General features: G+C 69.6%; 15 protein-coding genes. 10 read left to right on the forward strand and 5 right to left on the reverse strand.

Annotated features, from left to right (window positions below):
• Positions 1–90: 90 nt before the first annotated feature.
• From RM609_RS28415 to RM609_RS28430, 4 genes are all read left to right on the forward strand, one after another.
• Entirely contained in the window at positions 91–621 is a 531-nt protein-coding gene (locus RM609_RS28415) for a hypothetical protein (protein WP_311614449.1), read from the forward strand.
• A gap of 95 nt (positions 622–716) precedes the next feature.
• Positions 717–2291 carry a S1 family peptidase gene (locus RM609_RS28420; protein ID WP_311614451.1) on the forward strand — a complete coding sequence of 525 codons (1575 nt, stop codon included), beginning with the start codon at positions 717–719 and terminating at the stop codon, positions 2289–2291.
• Between the two features lie 103 nt (positions 2292–2394).
• Positions 2395–4281 (forward strand): FG-GAP-like repeat-containing protein, encoded by a 1887-nt coding sequence (locus RM609_RS28425; protein WP_311614453.1) that lies wholly within the window; start codon positions 2395–2397, stop codon positions 4279–4281.
• A 113-nt stretch (positions 4282–4394) separates the two neighbouring features.
• Positions 4395–6044, forward strand: a complete 1650-nt coding sequence (locus RM609_RS28430; protein ID WP_311614455.1) for a lytic transglycosylase domain-containing protein — start codon at positions 4395–4397, stop codon at positions 6042–6044.
• A 3-nt stretch (positions 6045–6047) separates the two neighbouring features.
• Here RM609_RS28430 and RM609_RS28435 read toward each other — a convergent pair whose 3' ends face one another.
• From RM609_RS28435 to RM609_RS28445, 3 genes are all read right to left on the reverse strand, one after another.
• Positions 6048–6551 carry a hypothetical protein gene (locus RM609_RS28435; RefSeq protein ID WP_311614456.1) on the reverse strand — a complete coding sequence of 168 codons (504 nt, stop codon included), beginning with the start codon at positions 6549–6551 and terminating at the stop codon, positions 6048–6050.
• Positions 6548–6769 carry a hypothetical protein gene (locus tag RM609_RS28440; protein WP_311614457.1) on the reverse strand — a complete coding sequence of 74 codons (222 nt, stop codon included), beginning with the start codon at positions 6767–6769 and terminating at the stop codon, positions 6548–6550. Before RM609_RS28440 ends, RM609_RS28435 begins: the two co-directional genes overlap by 4 nt.
• 228 nt (positions 6770–6997) lie before the next feature.
• Positions 6998–7768, reverse strand: coding sequence for a GntR family transcriptional regulator (locus tag RM609_RS28445; RefSeq protein WP_311614459.1), 771 nt, complete (start codon positions 7766–7768; stop codon positions 6998–7000).
• A 254-nt stretch (positions 7769–8022) separates the two neighbouring features.
• Here RM609_RS28445 and RM609_RS28450 point away from each other — a divergent pair, with 254 nt between their 5' ends.
• From RM609_RS28450 to RM609_RS28465, 4 genes are all read left to right on the forward strand, one after another.
• Complete coding sequence (locus tag RM609_RS28450) at positions 8023–9294, forward strand: extracellular solute-binding protein (RefSeq protein WP_311614461.1); 1272 nt, start codon at positions 8023–8025, stop codon at positions 9292–9294.
• Between the two features lie 118 nt (positions 9295–9412).
• A complete protein-coding gene (locus tag RM609_RS28455; RefSeq protein WP_311614463.1) occupies positions 9413–10393 on the forward strand; it encodes a carbohydrate ABC transporter permease in 981 nt (326 codons plus the stop codon).
• Positions 10390–11229, forward strand: coding sequence for a carbohydrate ABC transporter permease (locus RM609_RS28460; protein ID WP_438828557.1), 840 nt, complete (start codon positions 10390–10392; stop codon positions 11227–11229). Before RM609_RS28455 ends, RM609_RS28460 begins: the two co-directional genes overlap by 4 nt.
• Positions 11230–11239: 10 nt before the next feature.
• Positions 11240–12769, forward strand: a complete 1530-nt coding sequence (locus RM609_RS28465) for a glycoside hydrolase family 3 protein (RefSeq protein WP_311614465.1) — start codon at positions 11240–11242, stop codon at positions 12767–12769.
• A 78-nt stretch (positions 12770–12847) separates the two neighbouring features.
• On the opposite strand, the gene nagB is transcribed toward RM609_RS28465, so the two are convergent.
• Complete coding sequence (nagB, locus tag RM609_RS28470) at positions 12848–13633, reverse strand: glucosamine-6-phosphate deaminase (protein WP_311614467.1); 786 nt, start codon at positions 13631–13633, stop codon at positions 12848–12850.
• 153 nt (positions 13634–13786) lie between these two features.
• Here nagB and RM609_RS28475 point away from each other — a divergent pair, with 153 nt between their 5' ends.
• On the forward strand, positions 13787–14836 hold the full coding sequence (locus RM609_RS28475; RefSeq protein WP_311614469.1) for an SIS domain-containing protein: 1050 nt from the start codon (positions 13787–13789) through the stop codon (positions 14834–14836).
• A 371-nt stretch (positions 14837–15207) separates the two neighbouring features.
• Positions 15208–16677, forward strand: a complete 1470-nt coding sequence (locus tag RM609_RS28480; protein ID WP_311614471.1) for a sensor histidine kinase — start codon at positions 15208–15210, stop codon at positions 16675–16677.
• A gap of 160 nt (positions 16678–16837) precedes the next feature.
• On the opposite strand, the gene RM609_RS28485 is transcribed toward RM609_RS28480, so the two are convergent.
• Complete coding sequence (locus tag RM609_RS28485) at positions 16838–17095, reverse strand: WhiB family transcriptional regulator (RefSeq protein WP_004937597.1); 258 nt, start codon at positions 17093–17095, stop codon at positions 16838–16840.
• Between the last annotated feature and the right edge of the window lie 297 nt (positions 17096–17392).

Raw genomic sequence — 17392 nt, forward strand, 5'->3', positions numbered from 1 at the left:
CTGAAGCGCCCGATGCCTCCTCGGCGAACTGGTTCGGCGATTTTGTATGCCTGTCTCCACCGTGAACTGGTGACAGATGGGCTGTCTCCCATGAAAGAGCTATCGATGAAGACCCCTTCACGCCTGCTGGCCCTGGCCCTGGCCGGCTGCACCCTGACCCTGGCAGGAGCGGCCTACGCGGTCGATGCTCCGGCATCGACCACGTCTGCGGTCGGGACGGCCGGTACGTCCGACCGGGTTACCCAAATGCCTGTCGCCGTCGAGGACTTCTCCTATCCCAACGCGGAAAAAATCCTCGCGGAGAAGAATCTGAAGCTCAAGCGTGGAGACGGCAATATCATGCTGGCCGAATGTGACAGCTCGCCCGACCTGCTGCAGTTCATCGCCCGGGATCGGGATGATTTCTGCTTCCGCGTCAAGGGCGCCAAGGGATACCTCAGCCTTGAGGTTCCCGCTGTGACCGGAGTGCAGACCAAGGACCACACTGCACACGTTGCGATGACCGTCGACGGTAAGACCAAGTCCTACGACGTCGACAAGAACGCATGGAAGGGTATCGGCGAGACCACGGACCCGGCAAAGCGCGAACACGTACTCGTGGAGATCGTCACAGGGAAGTAGGCCACGCCCATCCGTCGGCCTCGGCTGTCGGGGTGTTGACAGGCTGCTTGCGACGAACTCGGGAAAATCACATGAATACTGATCAAGGAATACACATGTCTGCAAGGCGTTCGCGCGCCGTGTGGACAGCGGGGCTTCTCACTGCGGCTGTTGGAGCCGGTCTGCTGACTGCCGCGCCGGCGGGCGCCGTCGTGGGCGGTAGTGCCGGGGAGGGCGTGTACGCGTTCACTGCAAAGCTCAACGTCGGTGGAGAGCGCAGCTGCTCCGCAGCACTCGTCGAGAAGCAGTGGCTGGTAACCGCGGCCAGTTGCTTCGCCGACAATCCTGCTCAAGGCTTCAAAGTCGGCGCCGGTGCTCCGAAGCTCAAGACCACCGCCACCATCAGCGGCCGTGCGGTGGACGTCGTCGAGCTCGTCCCGCGCGAGGACCGTGACCTGGTGATGGCCAAGCTGGCCAAGCCGGCCACCGGCATCGCCCCGGTAGCGGTCGGCTTCAAGCCGCTCGCCCAGGGCGAGGAGCTGCGCGTCGCCGGCTATGGCCGTACCAAGGACGAGTGGGTTCCCGACAAGCTGCACTCGGCGAAGTTCACCGTGGGTGCCCTGCGGGACGGTTCCGTCGAGCTCGCCGGTGCGAGCGCCGACGCCGCCGTCTGCAAGGGCGACACCGGCGGCCCCGCCTTCCGCGAGGTCGGCGGCCGCTACGAGCTCGCCGCCGTCAACAGCACCTCCTGGCAGGGCGGCTGCTTCGGCAATGAGGACGAGACCCGCAAGGGCGCCGTCGACACGCGGGTCGACGACATCGCCGGGTGGATCCAGTCGGTCTCCTCCCGCACGCTGCTGTCGCGCTCGAGCTGGAAGTACGCCGCCCACACCGCGTCCGGCTACTTCACCGGCGGCTCGAACGACGGTAAGCGCCGCATGGACCTGTTCGTCGTCTGGAAGGACGGCGAGGCCACGCTCTTCCAGGGTGCCGATCACGACGACCCGAAGCAGCCCTTCTCCGCCGAGTACAAGATCGCCGACAAGGGCAGCTACTGGCAGGACGCCCGGGCCGTCACCGGCGGCAAGTTCACCGAGAACGGTTCCGACGGCATCACCGTCCGCTGGGCCAGCGGCAAGCTCTCGACGTACACCCACGTCGACGAGAAGGGTGTCCACGACGAGAAGACGCTCCGCCCCGGCGGCGGCGACAACCCGTTCTGGAAGAACGCCCGGCTGATCACGGCGGGCCGCTACACCGAGAACTCCCTGCGCGACGACCTGCTCGTCCTCTGGGAGGACGGCTCGACGTCGATGTACTCCGACATCGGCACCAAGGGCCTCAGCGGCTGGACCCAGCTGACCAAGGCGGACAACGGCTGGAAGAACGCCGCCCAGATCAGCGCCGGTGAGTTCACCGGCAAGAAGACCGCCGACCTCCTCATCCGCTGGAACGACGGCCAGGCCCAGGTCTTCCCGGGCGTCGACACCGCCGGATACCACGGCAGCCGGATCACCGTCCGGCCCGTCGGCTCGGCGTGGAAGAACGCCCAGACGCTGACGGTGGGTTCCTTCACCGCCCCCGGTAAGGGCCCGAACGACCTCCTCGTCGGGTGGAACGACGGCAACGTCAGCTACTACCCCGGTATCGACGCCGCCGGCACGCACGGCGAGGTCCAGCTCGTCGGCTGAACCGGCCCGACGCACATCAACCACGGTCCGGCCGCCGCTACCGAGGCGGCCGGACCTGAGCGTGTCCTGCCCGCGCTCGCCTATGACTCCCAAGGAAAGACACATGAACCGCAGTAGTTCGCGCGCAGCGTGGGCAGCCGGTTTCCTCACCACTGTTGTCGCGACCGGCGCACTGGTCGCCACCCCCGTGCACGCCGTCACCGGCGACGTGGCCAAGGACGGCCAGTACGTCTCCAACGTCAAGCTCGACATCGGCGAGGGCCGGCGCGCCTGCACCGGCACGCTCGTCGACGAGCAGTGGGTGCTGACCGCCGGCAGCTGCTTCGCCGACAACGCGCAGCCAGGCGGCAAGGTCGCCCCTGGGGCGCCCCAGCTGAAGACGAAGGCGACCGTCGGCCGGGCGGATCTCGCCACTGAGGCCGGTCAGGTGCGGGACGTCGTCGAGCTCGTCCCGCGTGACGACCGTGACCTCGTCATGGCACGGCTCGCCGCCCCCGTCGCCGACGTCAAGCCCACGGAACTCGGCAGCGGCGCGCCCGCCAAGGGAGACACCCTGCGGGTCGCCGGCTACGGCCGCACCAAGGACGAGTGGGTGCCGGACCGCGTGCACTCGGGCGCCTTCGGCGTCGACGCCGTGAAGGGCACCAGTCTCGACGTCACCGGCAAGGACGGGGCCGTCTGCAAGGGCGACACCGGCGGGCCGGTGGTGCGGGAGCGCGACGGGCGCGAGGAACTGGTCGCCGTCAGCAGCACCTCCTGGCAGGGCGGCTGCTTCGGGAACGAGGCCGAGACCCGCAAGGGCGCGGTCGTGACCCGGACCGACGACGTCGGCTTTTGGGTCCAGCAGGTGCGTGGCCTTCCGAAGCGCTACGCCACGACCACCGGCGACTTCGACGGCGACGGCAAGGCCGATGTCGCCATGCTGACCGACTACGGCCCGTCGAAGGACGGCCGGGGCCGGGCGGCGCTGTGGGTCCACACCGCCACCGGCGAAGGCTTCAAGGAGCCGCGCGCCGTCTGGGACACCGGCACGGACAGCTGGCGGTGGGACGCCGTCAAGCTGACGTCCGGCGACTTCAACGGCGACGGCAAGACCGACATCGCCGCGCTGTACAACTACGGCAAGACCGCCGACGGCCTCTACCGGACCGGTCTGTTCACCTTCACCAGCACCGGGACCGGCTTCAACGCCCCCGTGAAGGTCTGGGAGAGCACTTCCAGCTCCTGGAAGAGCTGGAACTGGGACGCCAGCAAGGTCACGGCCGGTGACTTCAACGGTGACGGCAAGGCCGACATCGCCGTCCTCTACAACTACGGCAACAACGGTTCCCGCAACGAGACCGGCCTGCTGACCTTCACCAGCAACGGCAACGGCTTCGCCGAACCCCGCAAGGCGTGGGCAAGCGGCTCGACCAGCTGGAACTGGAACAGCAGCAAGATGGTCGCAGGTGACTTCAACGGCGACGGCAAGACCGACATCGCCGTCCTCTACGGCAACGGCACGACGTCCGACAGCCGCAACGAGACGGCCCTGTGGCTCATCGCCGACAACAGCAATGGCTTCGTCGAGCACCGCAAGGTCTGGAACAGCCTGGCGTGGGAGGGCCGCAGCTGGATCTGGGAGGCCAGCAAGGTCACGGCCGGTGACTTCAACGGTGACGGCAAGGCCGACATCGCCGTCCTATACGACTACGGCAAGGTCTCCGGCAAGAACAAGACCGGCCTGTGGATCTTCTCCGGCACCAAGGACGGCTTCACCGACCCCCGCAAGGTCTGGGAGAGCGGCACCACGGTCGACAGCTGGAACTGGGCCGCGAGCGAGCTCACCGCCGGTGACTTCAACGGTGACGGCAAGGCCGACATCAGCGTCACGTACGACTACGGGCAGGGCGCCGACGGCCGTACGTCGGTCGCCCTGTGGACCTTCGCCAGCAACGGCAGCGGCTTCAACGCTCCCGTGAAGGTCTGGAACAGCGACCTGAAGCGCTGATTCACCCCGTGGGGCCGGCACCCTGTGCGCCGGCCCCACGCCCGCATCCCATCGCAGCAGTTCAGCAGCGTTCAGTAGTTCGGCAGTTCATACGTCAGGAAACCCGCCGCCCCATGAAGCTCGCCCCCATCCACCTCACCGGTCGCACCCGCCGCGGGCTGTGCGGGATCACGCTCGCCGTGTCCCTCTCCACGGCCGCTGCCGCGGGGCCGCTCACCGCACAGGCGAACCCGGCCGCGCCCGGGCCGGACAGTGCGCAGGCCGGCCCGTCCAGGGGCGTGCCGAATCTCGTGCTGCCCGATCTGCGGAAGCCCCCGCAGCAGCCGGGCCCGTCCGCCAACGGGGACGCCGGGATTCCTGCCACCGCGCTGGACGCCTACAAGAAGGCCGCGCAGGCGCTGGCCGCGAGCCAGTCGGGGTGCCGGATCCCGTGGGAGCTGGTCGCCGGGATCGGGCGTGTGGAGTCCGTGCACGCTTCCGGGTACGGGCTGCGCACCGACGGGTCCACCGAGCAGCCCATCCGGGGGCCGCGGCTGGACGGGAAGCAGTTCGCGCTCATCCGCGACACCGACGGCGGACGCTGGGACGGGGACACCGAGTACGACCGTGCCGTCGGCCCCACCCAGTTCATCCCCTCCACCTGGGTCACCTGGGGCGCCGACGGCAATGGCGACGGGGTCAAGGACCCCAACAACATCTACGACGCCGCCCTCGGCACCGCCCGCTATCTCTGCGCCGGCGACCGGAACCTCACGGATCCCGCCGACCTCGACAAGGCGATCCTCAGCTACAACAATTCCCGCGAATACGTCAACGCCGTCCTGGAGTGGATGCGGACGTACCAGGGCGGCAAAGTCACCGCCCTCCCGGACGACACCCCGGCCGTCCCCCATCGCCCGGACCCGGCCGACGGGCGGTCCGTCACCTCGGCGGACACCGCCGTGCGGACGTCCGTCCCCGCCCCGGGGGCGAAGCCGCAGCCCAAGCCCCTGCCGCAGCCGAAGCCCAAGCCGAAGCCCAAGCCGAAGCCCGAGCCCACGCCCGAACCCGAGCCCCGGCCCAAGCCCGACCCCCGGACCGTCACCCGTCTCACCCCTCTCGGGGAGCAGAGCCGCGACGCCGAGACCGGACAGGACCTCGACCAGGTCGCGCGGGTACGGGCGAGCAACGCCAACGGCGACCCCGTCCCCGGAGCCGGGGTCGCCTTCGAGATCGTCGGCGCCGACACCGACGCGCGTTTCCCCGGGCACGGGGACGCCACGACCGTCACCGTCACCACCGACGCACAAGGCATCGCCGTCGCGCCGCGCATGCGCGTCGGTGACCGGCCGGGCGGCTTTGTCGTCATGGCGACCACCGTGGGCAAGGACGTGACGTTCCGGGTGAACGCCCGGCTCTCCTCCTCCGCCACCGCCGACACCCTGACGCGGATCGGCGAACGGTCCCCGACCGCACCGGCCGGCGGTACCTTCGGCGAGAGTCCGCAGGTCAAGGCCACCCGCTATGGGCAGCCCGCCCTCGGCACGGTGCTCACCGCGACCTTCCTCACGAGCAAGGAGAACACCGCCGAGAACACCCTCGGCCCTTACTTCTCCGACGCGTCGGGCAAGACCGTCCGCACCCTCGTCCTGCCTCCGCCCGGCGCCGATGGCGTGGTCACCCTTCCGGCGATCCACACCGACGGGAATCCCGGTACGTACGTCCTCCGGCTCACCGCCGCCGACGGTGTCACCCTGGACGTCGAGCTCACCGTGACCGCGTGAGCGTCAGTACCCCGTCTCGCCGCGGTTGACGGCCATCACCATGACCGCGCCGATCAGGACCAGACGGTCGGTCAGCGCGTCGAGCTGCTGGCGTTGTTCCGTCGGGAGGTGCCAGTCCTCCCAGGAGGACGTCTCCTGCTTCGAGGGCGGGGCCTGCCACTCGGTGGCCCAGTCGCGGCCGAGCCGGGCCGCGAGGGGGGCGGCGGTGCGGGCCAGGCCGCCGTAGGCGCCGAGGAGGCCGAGCATGTGGCTGTCCGGGAGCCAGCCGCGCCAGGCGTCCAGCAGCTCTCCGGCGAGGTGGGCGACGTCTTCCAGCCAGAGGACGTGCTGGGTGACCCAGCCCTGGGGGCTGGGGGACAAGGGCATGCCCGGCAGCACTCGCTGCGGTATGGCGTCGCGACGTGTGAAGAAGTCGCGAGCGAGGGTCAGCTCGTGGTCCGAGGGGGTCCAGGAACGGTCGTTCAGGGCGATCGCGGCGGCATCGACCGCGTCGACGGCGTGGCTCATTCCGATACCGTACGTGCCCCGCAGGCCGAGGTGCGAGCGGGTCGGGGAACCGTCATGTACCGGGCGCGGCGGCCCGCCGCCAGCCATTCGGCCCGCAGCCGCTCGTAGACATCGCGCTCGGCGCTGGTCAGCGTGCGGCCGCGACGGGCCGTGAGGAACGTGCGTATCTCGTGGTTGAGCTGCTCCGGGGTCGGGGTCAGGGTCGCGTTGCATGACATGCCCTCAGGCTAGGGGGTGCCACTGACAACGGGCGCGCCCCAAGGTCGTGTTTGCGGAACGCTCATCGAATGGTCATGAAGTCGGTGGGTGAACCTTGAGGCGGTTCTTATGTCCCGGGGCCAAACCGTTCCGCGCCGCTACTCCGCCACCGGCCGCCGCAGCCTCGCCACGCTGCGTTGTCCCGGGGGCAACCCCCGGACCCCCGGCCGGGCGGGGGCGTCACCCCGCTACTCCGCCACCGGCCGCCGCAGCCTCGCCACGAACTTGTAGCGGTCGCCCCGGTACACCGATCTCACCCACTCCACCGGCTTGCCCTCCGCGTCCAGCGAATGGCGCGAGAGCAGCAGCATCGGCAGGCCCACGTCCGTGCCCAGCAGGCCGGCCTCGCGCGGGGTGGCCAGGGAGGTCTCGATGGTCTCCTCCGCCTCCGCGAGGTGGACGTCGTAGACCTCGGCCAGCGCGGTGTAGAGGGAGGTGTACTTCACCAGGCTGCGGCGCAGGGCCGGGAAGCGCTTCGCCGACAGGTGGGTGGTCTCGATCGCCATGGGCTCGCCGCTGGCGAGCCGCAGGCGTTCGATGCGCAGGACGCGGCCGCCGGGCACTATGTCGAGGAGACCGGAGAGGCGGTCGTCGGCGGTGACGTAGCCGATGTCGAGGAGCTGGGAGGTGGGCTCCAGGCCCTGGGCGCGCATGTCCTCCGTGTAGGAGGTCAGTTGGAGGGCCTGGGAGACCTTGGGCTTGGCGACGAACGTGCCCTTGCCCTGGATGCGCTCCAGCCGGCCCTCGACCACCAGCTCCTGGAGGGCCTGACGCACCGTCGTACGGGAGGTGTCGAACTCGGCGGCCAGGGTGCGCTCCGGCGGTACGGGAGTACCGGGAGGCATGGTTTCGGTCATATCCAGCAAGTGCCGTTTGAGCCGGTAATACTTGGGGACGCGCGCGGTCCGTCCGCCGCTCGCGGCGCTGCCGCCCTCCGCCGTCTCGCCCTCGGTCGCCATGGCGTGCCTTCCCGACCTTCCCGACTCCGATGATCCTGCTGCCGTCACCGGCTCCTCCGTCTATAGCGGTCACATGGTGGCACGGGCGGAGCCCGAGGAGGCCGGAGATACCCGGGTCGACCTCGATGTGTCGGTCCGGTAACGGAGCCGACAGCGACTCTTATACACCCTTGACACCCCAAAAGGTCTAGGCCAAGCTGCGGGCACTGGTCTAAACCATTAAAGACCACATTCGGTCCTCAAGGGAGAGTGCTGTGAAGCGAGGGCTCATAGCGGCGACGGGTGTCGTGGCCATGCTGGTGAGTGTTGCTGCCTGTGGGTCCAGCGACAGTGACAAGGGATCGGCCGACGGCGGTTCCAAGGACAAGAGCCTCACTGTCTGGTTCATGGATGGCTCGAATCCACCGGGTTGGACCAAGGCCGTTCAGGCCGAGTTCGAACAGAAGACCGGTGCAAAGCTCAATGTCCAGGTCCAGAAATGGGACGGCATTCAGCAGAAGCTCACCACCGCCCTCTCCGAGTCCAGCCCGCCGGACGTCGTGGAGGTCGGCAATACCCAGACGCCCTCCTACGCCCAGACCGGTGGCCTCGCCCAGCTGGACGACCTGAAGAAGGAGATCGGCGGGGACTGGACCGAGTCCCTCAACAAGCCGTCCGTCTTCGAGGGCAAGCAGTACGCCGCCCCCTGGTACGCCGCCAGCCGCGTCGTCATCTACAACAAGAAGATCTGGGCCGACGCGGGCATCAAGGACGCCCCGAAGACCCGTGACGAGTTCTTCAAGGATCTTGAGGCCATCCAGCAGAAGGGCGACGCCGAGCCGCTCTACCTGCCCGGCCAGAACTGGTACTTCTTCGACGGCCTGACCATCGGCACCGGCGCCGACCTGGTGAAGAAGGACGGCAAGAAGTACGTCTCCAACCTCGGCGACCCCAAGGTCGCCAAGGCCATGGAGATCTACAAGAAGTACCAGTCCTACAGCAAGGCCCCCAAGGACAAGGACGAGGCCACCCCGCAGCAGGCCGACGTCTTCGCCAAGGGCAAGACCGGCGCCTTCATCGGCATGGGCTGGGAGGCCGCCACCGCCATCAAGGCGAACCCGGAGATCGAGAAGGAGATCGGCTACTTCACCATCCCCGGTGAGACCGCCGGCAAGCCCGAGGGCGTCTTCCTCGGCGGCTCCAACCTCGCGATCTCCGAGGGCAGCAAGAAGAAGGACCTCGCCAAGGAGTTCCTGAAGATCGCGCTGTCCGACAAGAACGAGGGCGCGCTGGCCAAGGAGGTCGGCTCGCTCCCCAACAAGGACGCGCTGCTGACCAACCTCAAGGGTCAGCCGGCCGCCGAGGCCGCCGCCCCCGCCGCCAAGACCGGTGGCACCACTCCGCTGATCCCCGAGTGGGCCAACGTGGAGAACGCGCCGAACCCGGTCAAGGCCTATATGACGGCCGTTCTGGGCGGCAAGTCGCCGGAGGAGGCCGCCAAGCAGGTCGAGGGCGACATGAACAAGCGCCTCGCCCAGAAGCAGTAGCCCTCCAGGCAGTCCTCCAACAGCGATTCGACCGGTCCCGTACGGGCCGCCGTGGGGGCGGCCCGTACGGGACCCCGCAGCACGCACAACCGTTCCACAGGGGAGAAGGCGGACGACGATGTCAGCGCAGATCGAAGAGGCGGCGGCCACCGGCCCGGCGCCCCGGATCGGCAAAGGCGGCGCCCCGCCGCCCCGCCGCGACCGGGAACGCGCGGCGAGGAGCCTGCCCTACCTGCTGATCCTCCCCACCGTCGCCGCCGTCGTACTGCTGCTCGGCTGGACGCTGGTGAAGAACGGCCTGCTGTCCTTCCAGAACCTCAACAAGCGCCAGCTGATCCAGCGCGTCACCGAGTGGACCGGCGTCGACAACTACGACAGCGTCCTCGGCAGTTCCGAGTTCTGGCACGTCACCGGCCGTTCGGTGGTCTTCACCGCCGCCAACGTCGTCCTGATCATGGTGGTGGGCTGTCTGATCGGCCTGCTGCTCGCCCGGCTCGGTACAAAGATGCGGCTGCTGCTCTCGCTCGGCCTCGTCCTCGCCTGGGCCATGCCCGTCGTCGCCGCCACCACCGTCTTCCAGTGGCTCTTCGACCAGCGCTTCGGCGTCGTCAACTACCTCCTCGACGCGCTCGGCCGGCACTCCATGGCCGGCTACAACTGGACCAGCGACCAGCTCCCCACCTTCTTCGTGATCACCGTGCTGATCGTCTGGCAGTCTGTGCCCTTCGTGGCGATAAACCTCTACGCGGCCACGACCACGATCCCCAAGGAGCTCTACGAGGCCGCCTCACTGGACGGCGCGGGCACCTGGAAGCAGTTCACCTCGGTGACCTTCCCCTTCCTCAAGCCGTTCTTCCTCGCCACGACCTTCCTTGAGGTCATCTGGGTCTTCAAGTCCTTCACCCAGGTCTTCGCGATCAACGAGGGCGGCCCCGACCGGCTCACCGAGACCCTGCCCGTCTACGCCTTCCAGGAGGGCATGGGCAGCCAGCACTTCGGCATGGGCGCGGCGATCTCCATCCTCACCATCGTCATCCTGCTGGCGCTGACGGCCCACTACCTGCGCCTGGTTCTCAAGCAAGAGGAGGACGAACTGTGAGACGTCCGCTGCCCAGGACCATCGGTCGCGCCTGGCCGGGGGCGACAGCGGTCGTCCTCTTCGCCGTCTTCGCCTTCCCCGTCTACTGGATGTTCGCCACGGCCTTCAAGGCCAACAAGGACATCGTCAGCGACACCCCCGTCTGGTTCCCCTCGAACCCCACCTTCGAGCACTTCGACAGGGCGGTGAGCGCCGACGGCTTCTGGACGTTCGTCGGGAACTCCCTCACCGTGACCCTGGTGGCCGTCGCCCTGTCGCTCGTCATCGCGCTCCTGGCGTCCTTCGCCGTCGCGCGCATGCGCTTCAAGGGCCGCAAGAGCTTCATCCTCGTGATGATGATGGCCCAGATGGCGCCCTGGGAGGTGATGGTCATCGCGTACTACATGATCGTGCGCGACGCGGACATGCTGAACAGCCTGGCGCCGCTCATCGCCATCTACACCGTCATGGTGCTGCCCTTCACCGTCCTGACGCTGCGCGGCTACGTGGCCGCCGTGCCCAAGGAACTGGAGGAGTCCGCCATGGTCGACGGGTGCACCCGCACCCAGGCCTTCATCCGGGTGATCTTCCCGCTGCTGGCGCCCGGCCTGATGGCCACCTCGCTCTTCGGCTTCATCACCGTCTGGAACGAGTTCCCGATGGTCCTGATCCTCAACAAGGACCCCGGATCGCAGACCCTCCCGCTGTGGCTGACCGGCTTCCGCACCACCTTCGGCGACGACTGGGGCGCCACCATGGCCGCCTCCTCGCTCTTCGCGATCCCGATCCTCGTCCTGTTCGTCATCCTCCAGCGCAAGGCGGTCGGAGGCCTCACGTCCGGCGCAGTGAAGGGCTAGGAGCATTGACATGACCATCCTCACCCAGCACCGGGACAGCCGGAGCAACCCGGACAGCCTCACCCGGGACGCCCTGACCGTCCTCCAGCCCGGCTTCACCGGGACGACCGCCCCCGACTGGCTGCTGCGCCGGCTCGGCGAAGGCCTCGCCTCCGTCGGTCTGTTCGGCCGCAACATCGCCTCCCCCGAACAGCTCGCCGCCCTGACCGCGCGGCTGCGCGCCGAGCGCGACGACGTCCTCGTCGCCATCGACGAGGAGGGCGGCGACGTCACCCGGCTGGAGGTCCGTACGGGCTCCTCCTTCCCCGGCAACCTCGCCCTCGGCACCGTCGACGACACCGCGCTCACCCGCGCCGTCGCCCATGAGCTGGGCCGCCGCCTGGCCGCCTGCGGAGTCAACCTCAACTGGGCGCCCTCCGGGGACGTCAACTCCGACCCCGACAACCCCGTCATCGGCGTACGGTCCTTCGGCGCCGACCCGGCGCTCGTCGCCCGGCACACCGCCGCCTACGTCGAGGGCCTCCAGGCCGCCGGGGTCGCCGCCTGCACCAAGCACTTCCCCGGCCACGGCGACACCGCCGTCGACTCCCACCACGACCTGCCCCGCATCGACGCGGACCTCGCGACGCTCCACGCACGCGAACTGGTGCCCTTCCGGGCGGCCGTCGCGGCCGGCACGAAGGCCGTGATGAGCGCGCACATCCTGCTGCCCGCGCTCGACCCCGCCCTGCCCGCCACGCTCAGCCCCCTCGCTCTCCACGGGCTGCTGCGCGCGCCCGTCACCGCCGGCGGCCTCGGCTTCGAGGGCCTGATCGTCACCGACGGCATGGAGATGCGGGCGATCGCCGGTACGTACGGCATCGAACGCGGCAGCGTCATGGCCATCGCGGCGGGCGCCGACGCGATCTGCGTCGGGGGCGGCCTGGCCGACGAGGACACGGTGCTGCGGCTGCGCGACGCGCTCGTCGCGGCCGTGCGCGCCGGGGAACTGCCGGAGGAACGGCTCGCCGACGCGGCGGAACGGGTACGGGCTCTGGCGAGCTGGACGTCCTCGGCGGCGCGCCCGGATCCGTCGGCGTCCGACCCCGACGTGGGGCTGGTCGCCGCGCGGCGCGCGCTGCGGATCACGCGTTCCGGGGCGGGGTACGAGCCGCCAGCCGGGCCCGTGTACGTCGCCGCCTTCACGCCCGTCGCCAACATCGCCGTCGGCGACGAGACGCCGTGGGGCGTGGGAGCGGAGCTCGCCCGGCTGCTGCCGGGGACGCTCACCGAGGCGTACGGGCCGGAGTCGGCAGGGGCGGAAGCGGTGCTCGCGGCGGCGGGGGAGCGACGGATCGTCGTGGTCGTCCGCGACGTCCACCGGCATCCGTGGATGGCACGGGCCCTCGGGACGCTGCTGGCGGCACGGCCGGACACGGTCGTGGTGGAGATGGGGCTCAACGAGGCGCCGCCGAGCGGTGCGCTGCACATCGCTACGCATGGGGCGGCGCGGGTGTGCGGGATCGCTGCCGCGGAGGCGATCGCGGGCGTGGGGGAGTAGTCCGAACGCCGGACGGGCTGCGATCAGCCCGTCCGGCGTTTGAGGACCGGGGGTCCGGGGCGGAGCCCCCGGAGACGACTACAGCCCCTGCCAGGCCGGCTTCGCCGCGTACGTCGCGCGGAAGTAGTCGGCCAGCTTCAGCTTCGTCGCCGCCGCCTCGTCCACGACGACCGTCGCGTGGGGGTGGAGCTGGAGGGCCGAGGCGGGGACGAGGGCGGAGACCGGGCCCTCGACGGACGCGGCGACCGCGTCGGCCTTGCCCTCGCCCGTGGCCAGCAGCACCAGGTGGCGGGCCTCCAGGATGGTGCCGATGCCCTGGGTGATGACGTGGTGCGGCACCTGGTCGATGTCGCCGTCGAAGAAGCGCGCGTTGTCGACGCGGGTCTGCTCCGTCAGCGTCTTGATGCGGGTGCGGGAGGCCAGTGAGGAGCACGGCTCGTTGAAGCCGATGTGCCCGTCCGTGCCGATGCCCAGCAGCTGGAGGTCCACACCGCCGGCCGCCGGCAGCGCCCGGTCGTACGCCTCGCACGCCGCCTGGACGTCCTCGGCGGTGCCGTCGGGGCCCATGAAGGAGGACGCCGGCAGCCCCAGCGGCTCGACGACCTGACGCAGGACCGTCGAGCGGTAGGACTCGGGGTGGTCGGCGGGCAGGCCGACGTACTCGTCGAGCTGGCAGACACGGGCGCGCGAGACGTCCACCGCGCCGGCGCGGACCTTGGCCGTGAGCGCCTCGTAGACGGGCAGCGGGGTCGAGCCGGTGGCAACGCCGAGCAGCGCGTCGGGCTTGCGGCGCAGCAGGGCGGCCATGGCCTCCGCGATGAGCTCCCCGCCTGCCTTGGCGTCCGGGACGATGACAACTTCCACGCTGGGCCTGCCGATCTGGAGAGGGGGTGTGGTATAGACCAATTTAGCAGAACGGGTGTCGCTCGCCCCGGCTGGCGGGGGTGGGGAGGCCCGTGGTCGACTGAAGGGGCCGCCCGGTGCGTACACGGGCGCCTCGCCGGGAGGTGGGCCGGTATGACCAAGGAGAGACCGGGCCTGATCATGGCCGGGGAGACGGCCGAACAGCCCGCCGTACTGCGCCGTGTCCTGGACCGCGGCGCGGCCGCCGCCCAGGAGGTCGCAGGGCGCATCGCCGCCCGTGATTTCCGGTTCGTCCTGCTCACCGCGCGGGGCACCTCCGACAATGCGGCCCTGTACGCCAAGTACTTGCTGGAGGTGCGGCTCGGCAAGCCCTGCGGGCTGACCTCCATGTCGACCTTCACCGCCTACGGCGCCCGGCCCGATCTGCGGGACGTCCTGGCCGTCACCGTCAGCCAGTCCGGCGGCTCCCCGGACCTGGTGGCCTCCACCGAGGCCGCCCGCGCGGCCGGCGCCGTCACCCTGGCGGTCACCAACAACCCGGACTCCCCGCTCGCCGCGGTCGCCGAGTACCACCTCGACATCCTGGCCGGGCCGGAACGGGCCCTCCCGGCGACCAAGACGTACACGGCCTCGCTGCTCACCCTCTATCTCTTCGTCGAGGGGCTGCGCGGCGGCGACGGCTCGGCCGCGCGGGAGCTGCCGGAGCTCGCCGGGCAGATCCTGGAGCGCGGCGCCGAGGTCGCCCGGCTCGCCGCCCGCTACCGCTTCGCCGAGCGGATGGTCCTCACCTCGCGCGGCTACGGCTACCCGACCGCCAAGGAGGGCGCGCTGAAGCTGATGGAGACGAGCTACATCCCCGCCCTCGCCTACTCGGGCGCCGATCTGCTGCACGGGCCGCTGGCCATGGTGGACAACATCTTCCCCGTCATCGCGATCGTCCCAGAGGGAAAGGGCGGCAAAGCGCTGTCTCCTGTGCTGGAGCGGCTGCGCGGGCGAGGGGCCGACCTGGTCGTCGTCGGGAGCGAGGCCGAGGTCGCGCGGGCGACGGACGGATTCGTCCTACCCACGGAAGGGGTGGCGGAGGAGGTGCAGCCGGTCCTGGAGATCCTGCCGCTCCAACTGCTCGCCCACGAGGTGACCGTCGCCCGGGGGCAGAACCCCGACGCGCCCCGAGCCCTGGCCAAGGTCACCCGGACAAGGTGAGGTCTGCCTGCTGCCTCGGCCCCGACTACAGCCTCGCGACGACTACGGGCCGCGGCGCCCGCCGGGACCCTCAGCCCAGCCGGCACCGCAGCCCGGAGCGAATCGGCCGGACCGGCGCTCGTGAGGTGTGCGGGCCCCACGGCCGGGTCGGCCGACGGGAGGCCGGGCCGCCCTGGGGCGGGCCGGGCCTCGCTCCGCCCTCTTGTGCGGCGAGGGCGGACGTCTTGGCGCCCATTGTGGACTAGACCATTCATCGCTGTCCATGCTGTTGCCGCACGGACTCCATGGGTATGCCGATCATCATGTGTCCTCCACCGACCGGCCCGTCCCACGCCCCACGGAAAAGAACTAGGCTCACCACCGTGCCCTCCATGAACGACCTCGTACGCCAGCACACCGCACTCGACGACTCCGATCTGGAGTGGCTGCATCTGCTGGTCTCGGAGTGGCAGCTGCTCTCCGACCTGTCCTTCGCCGACCTGGTCCTCTGGGTGCCCACCCTGGACGGCACCCGCTATGTGTCCATCGCCCAGATGCGGCCCAACACCGGACCCACCTCCTACCACGACGACATGGTCGGCCACCTCGTCCCGCGCGGCCGCCGCCCCATGCTCGACGCCGCCCTCGACGAGGGCCGGATCGTCCGGGAGGGCGACCCGGAGTGGCGGGAGGAGGTCCCGGTGCGGGTCGAGTCCATCCCGGTCCGCCGGGACGGGCGGGTGCTGGGGGTCATCGCCCGGAACACCAATCTGCTGACCGTGCGGACGCCCAGCCGGCTGGAGCTCACGTATCTCCAGAGCGCCTCCGACCTGGCGCAGATGATCGCCGGCGGCTCCTTCCCCTTCCCCGGCCAGCAGGTCGACATGGACGCCTCGCCGCGCGCCGGCGACGGCCTGATCAGGCTGGACGCCGAGGGCATCGTCCAGTACGCCAGCCCCAACGCCCTCTCGGCCTATCACCGGCTGGGCCTCGCCGCCGATCTCGTCGGGCATCATCTGGGCGAGACCACCGCTCAGTTGGCGCCCTCGCGGGGCCCGGTCGACGAGGGGCTGGCCAAGCTCGCCAGTGGCTGGGCGCCCCGCGAGTTCGAGGTGGAGGCCAATGACGGGGTCATTCATCTGAGGGTGATCCCGCTCAAACCCAAGGGCAGCCACATCGGTTCACTCGTACTGTTGCGCGATGTAACCGAACTGCGACGGCGCGAACGCGAGTTGATCACCAAGGACGCCACCATCCGGGAGATCCACCACCGGGTGAAGAACAACCTCCAGACCGTGGCGGCCCTGCTGCGCCTCCAGGCGCGCCGGATCGGCTCCGCCGAGGGCCGTGAGGCGCTGGAGGAGGCGGTCCGCCGGGTCGGTTCCATCGCGATCGTCCACGAGACGCTCTCGCAGAACCTCGACGAACGGGTCGAATTCGACGAGATCGCCGACCGGGTCCTCGCCATGGTCGCCGAGATCTCCCCGGGCCGGGTCACCGCCCGGCGCACGGGCCGCTTCGGGGTGCTCGACGCCGAGGTCGCCACGCCGCTGTCGATGGTCCTCACCGAACTGCTCCAGAATGCCCTGGAGCACGGCTTCGGGCCGGGGGAGCAGGGCACGGTCGAGGTCACCGCGGTCCGTGGCGGCACCCGCCGGGACGCCCGGCTGCTGATCTCCGTCCAGGACGACGGGTGCGGTCTGCCCGAGGGCTTCGACCCCCAGCGCGCCGGCAATCTGGGACTCCAGATCGTACGCACCCTGGTGGAGGGCGAGTTGGGCGGAAAGTTCGACATGGTGCCCGCATCCGGGCGGGGCACGCGAGTGGTACTCGACATTCCCGTCAGGGCGGAGAAGCCATGAACAGCCCTGACAAGCGGCTGTAAAAAGCACTGAGCCCCGGTTCTCTCAAATGAGAGGACCGGGGCTCAAAGCTTTTATGCCCAGAAAACTGTGCTTAGCGCACGGGTGGGGGGTACTGCGCGCTGCGGCTCGGGGACCGAGAGGGGCGGGGCGACTCGCGTCAGGCGGTGGCGTTGCGAGCGCGGTTGCGAGCGGCACGGCGCTTCATCGCGCGGCGCTCGTCCTCGCTGAGGCCACCCCAGACGCCGGAGTCCTGACCGGACTCGAGCGCCCACTGCAGGCACTGCTCCATGACGGGGCAGCGGCGGCAGACGGCCTTGGCTTCCTCGATCTGCAGCAGCGCAGGACCGGTGTTGCCGATGGGGAAGAAGAGCTCGGGGTCTTCCTCGCGGCAAACGGCGTTGTGACGCCAGTCCATGGCTGCTCCATCTCCTCGTGTTACGGCTACGTGGCTTGTGAATGTGAACGCTTTCACGAATCCCCCCGCAAGGGAAGCGCCGACCTCCAGCCAGGCAGACTGGTGCGGTCCAGGAAGATAAGGAGGGGGTTCGGGCTCTTCGGGGAAGCCTTGATGGCGGGCTGTCCCGATCGCCACGAAAAGACTCGCAAACCTCGGCGACGGATACAACCCCTTCTGGAAAGTTTTTTTTGATTCCTCGGTGTCGGCTAGGTCACAGCCGTCATTCCAGGGGGTGGAACCCAGTCTAAACGTTCG

Origin of the sequence: Streptomyces hesseae, assembly GCF_031845785.1 — a bacterium.
Taxonomy (GTDB): domain Bacteria; phylum Actinomycetota; class Actinomycetes; order Streptomycetales; family Streptomycetaceae; genus Streptomyces; species Streptomyces hesseae.

Bases quoted from the DNA above. Each gene is read 5' to 3' on its own strand.
- RM609_RS28480 (WP_311614471.1), top strand. From the start codon at position 15,208: ATGAACGACCTCGTACGCCAGCACACCGCACTCGACGACTCCGATCTG.
- RM609_RS28465 (WP_311614465.1), top strand. From the start codon at position 11,240: ATGACCATCCTCACCCAGCACCGGGACAGCCGGAGCAACCCGGACAGC.
- RM609_RS28445 (WP_311614459.1), bottom strand. From the start codon at position 7,768: ATGGCGACCGAGGGCGAGACGGCGGAGGGCGGCAGCGCCGCGAGCGGC.
- RM609_RS28415 (WP_311614449.1), top strand. From the start codon at position 91: ATGAAAGAGCTATCGATGAAGACCCCTTCACGCCTGCTGGCCCTGGCC.
- RM609_RS28430 (WP_311614455.1), top strand. From the start codon at position 4,395: ATGAAGCTCGCCCCCATCCACCTCACCGGTCGCACCCGCCGCGGGCTG.
- RM609_RS28435 (WP_311614456.1), bottom strand. From the start codon at position 6,551: ATGAGCCACGCCGTCGACGCGGTCGATGCCGCCGCGATCGCCCTGAAC.
- RM609_RS28485 (WP_004937597.1), bottom strand. From the start codon at position 17,095: ATGGACTGGCGTCACAACGCCGTTTGCCGCGAGGAAGACCCCGAGCTC.
- RM609_RS28425 (WP_311614453.1), top strand. From the start codon at position 2,395: ATGAACCGCAGTAGTTCGCGCGCAGCGTGGGCAGCCGGTTTCCTCACC.
- RM609_RS28420 (WP_311614451.1), top strand. From the start codon at position 717: ATGTCTGCAAGGCGTTCGCGCGCCGTGTGGACAGCGGGGCTTCTCACT.
- RM609_RS28455 (WP_311614463.1), top strand. From the start codon at position 9,413: ATGTCAGCGCAGATCGAAGAGGCGGCGGCCACCGGCCCGGCGCCCCGG.
- RM609_RS28475 (WP_311614469.1), top strand. From the start codon at position 13,787: ATGACCAAGGAGAGACCGGGCCTGATCATGGCCGGGGAGACGGCCGAA.
- RM609_RS28440 (WP_311614457.1), bottom strand. From the start codon at position 6,769: ATGTCATGCAACGCGACCCTGACCCCGACCCCGGAGCAGCTCAACCAC.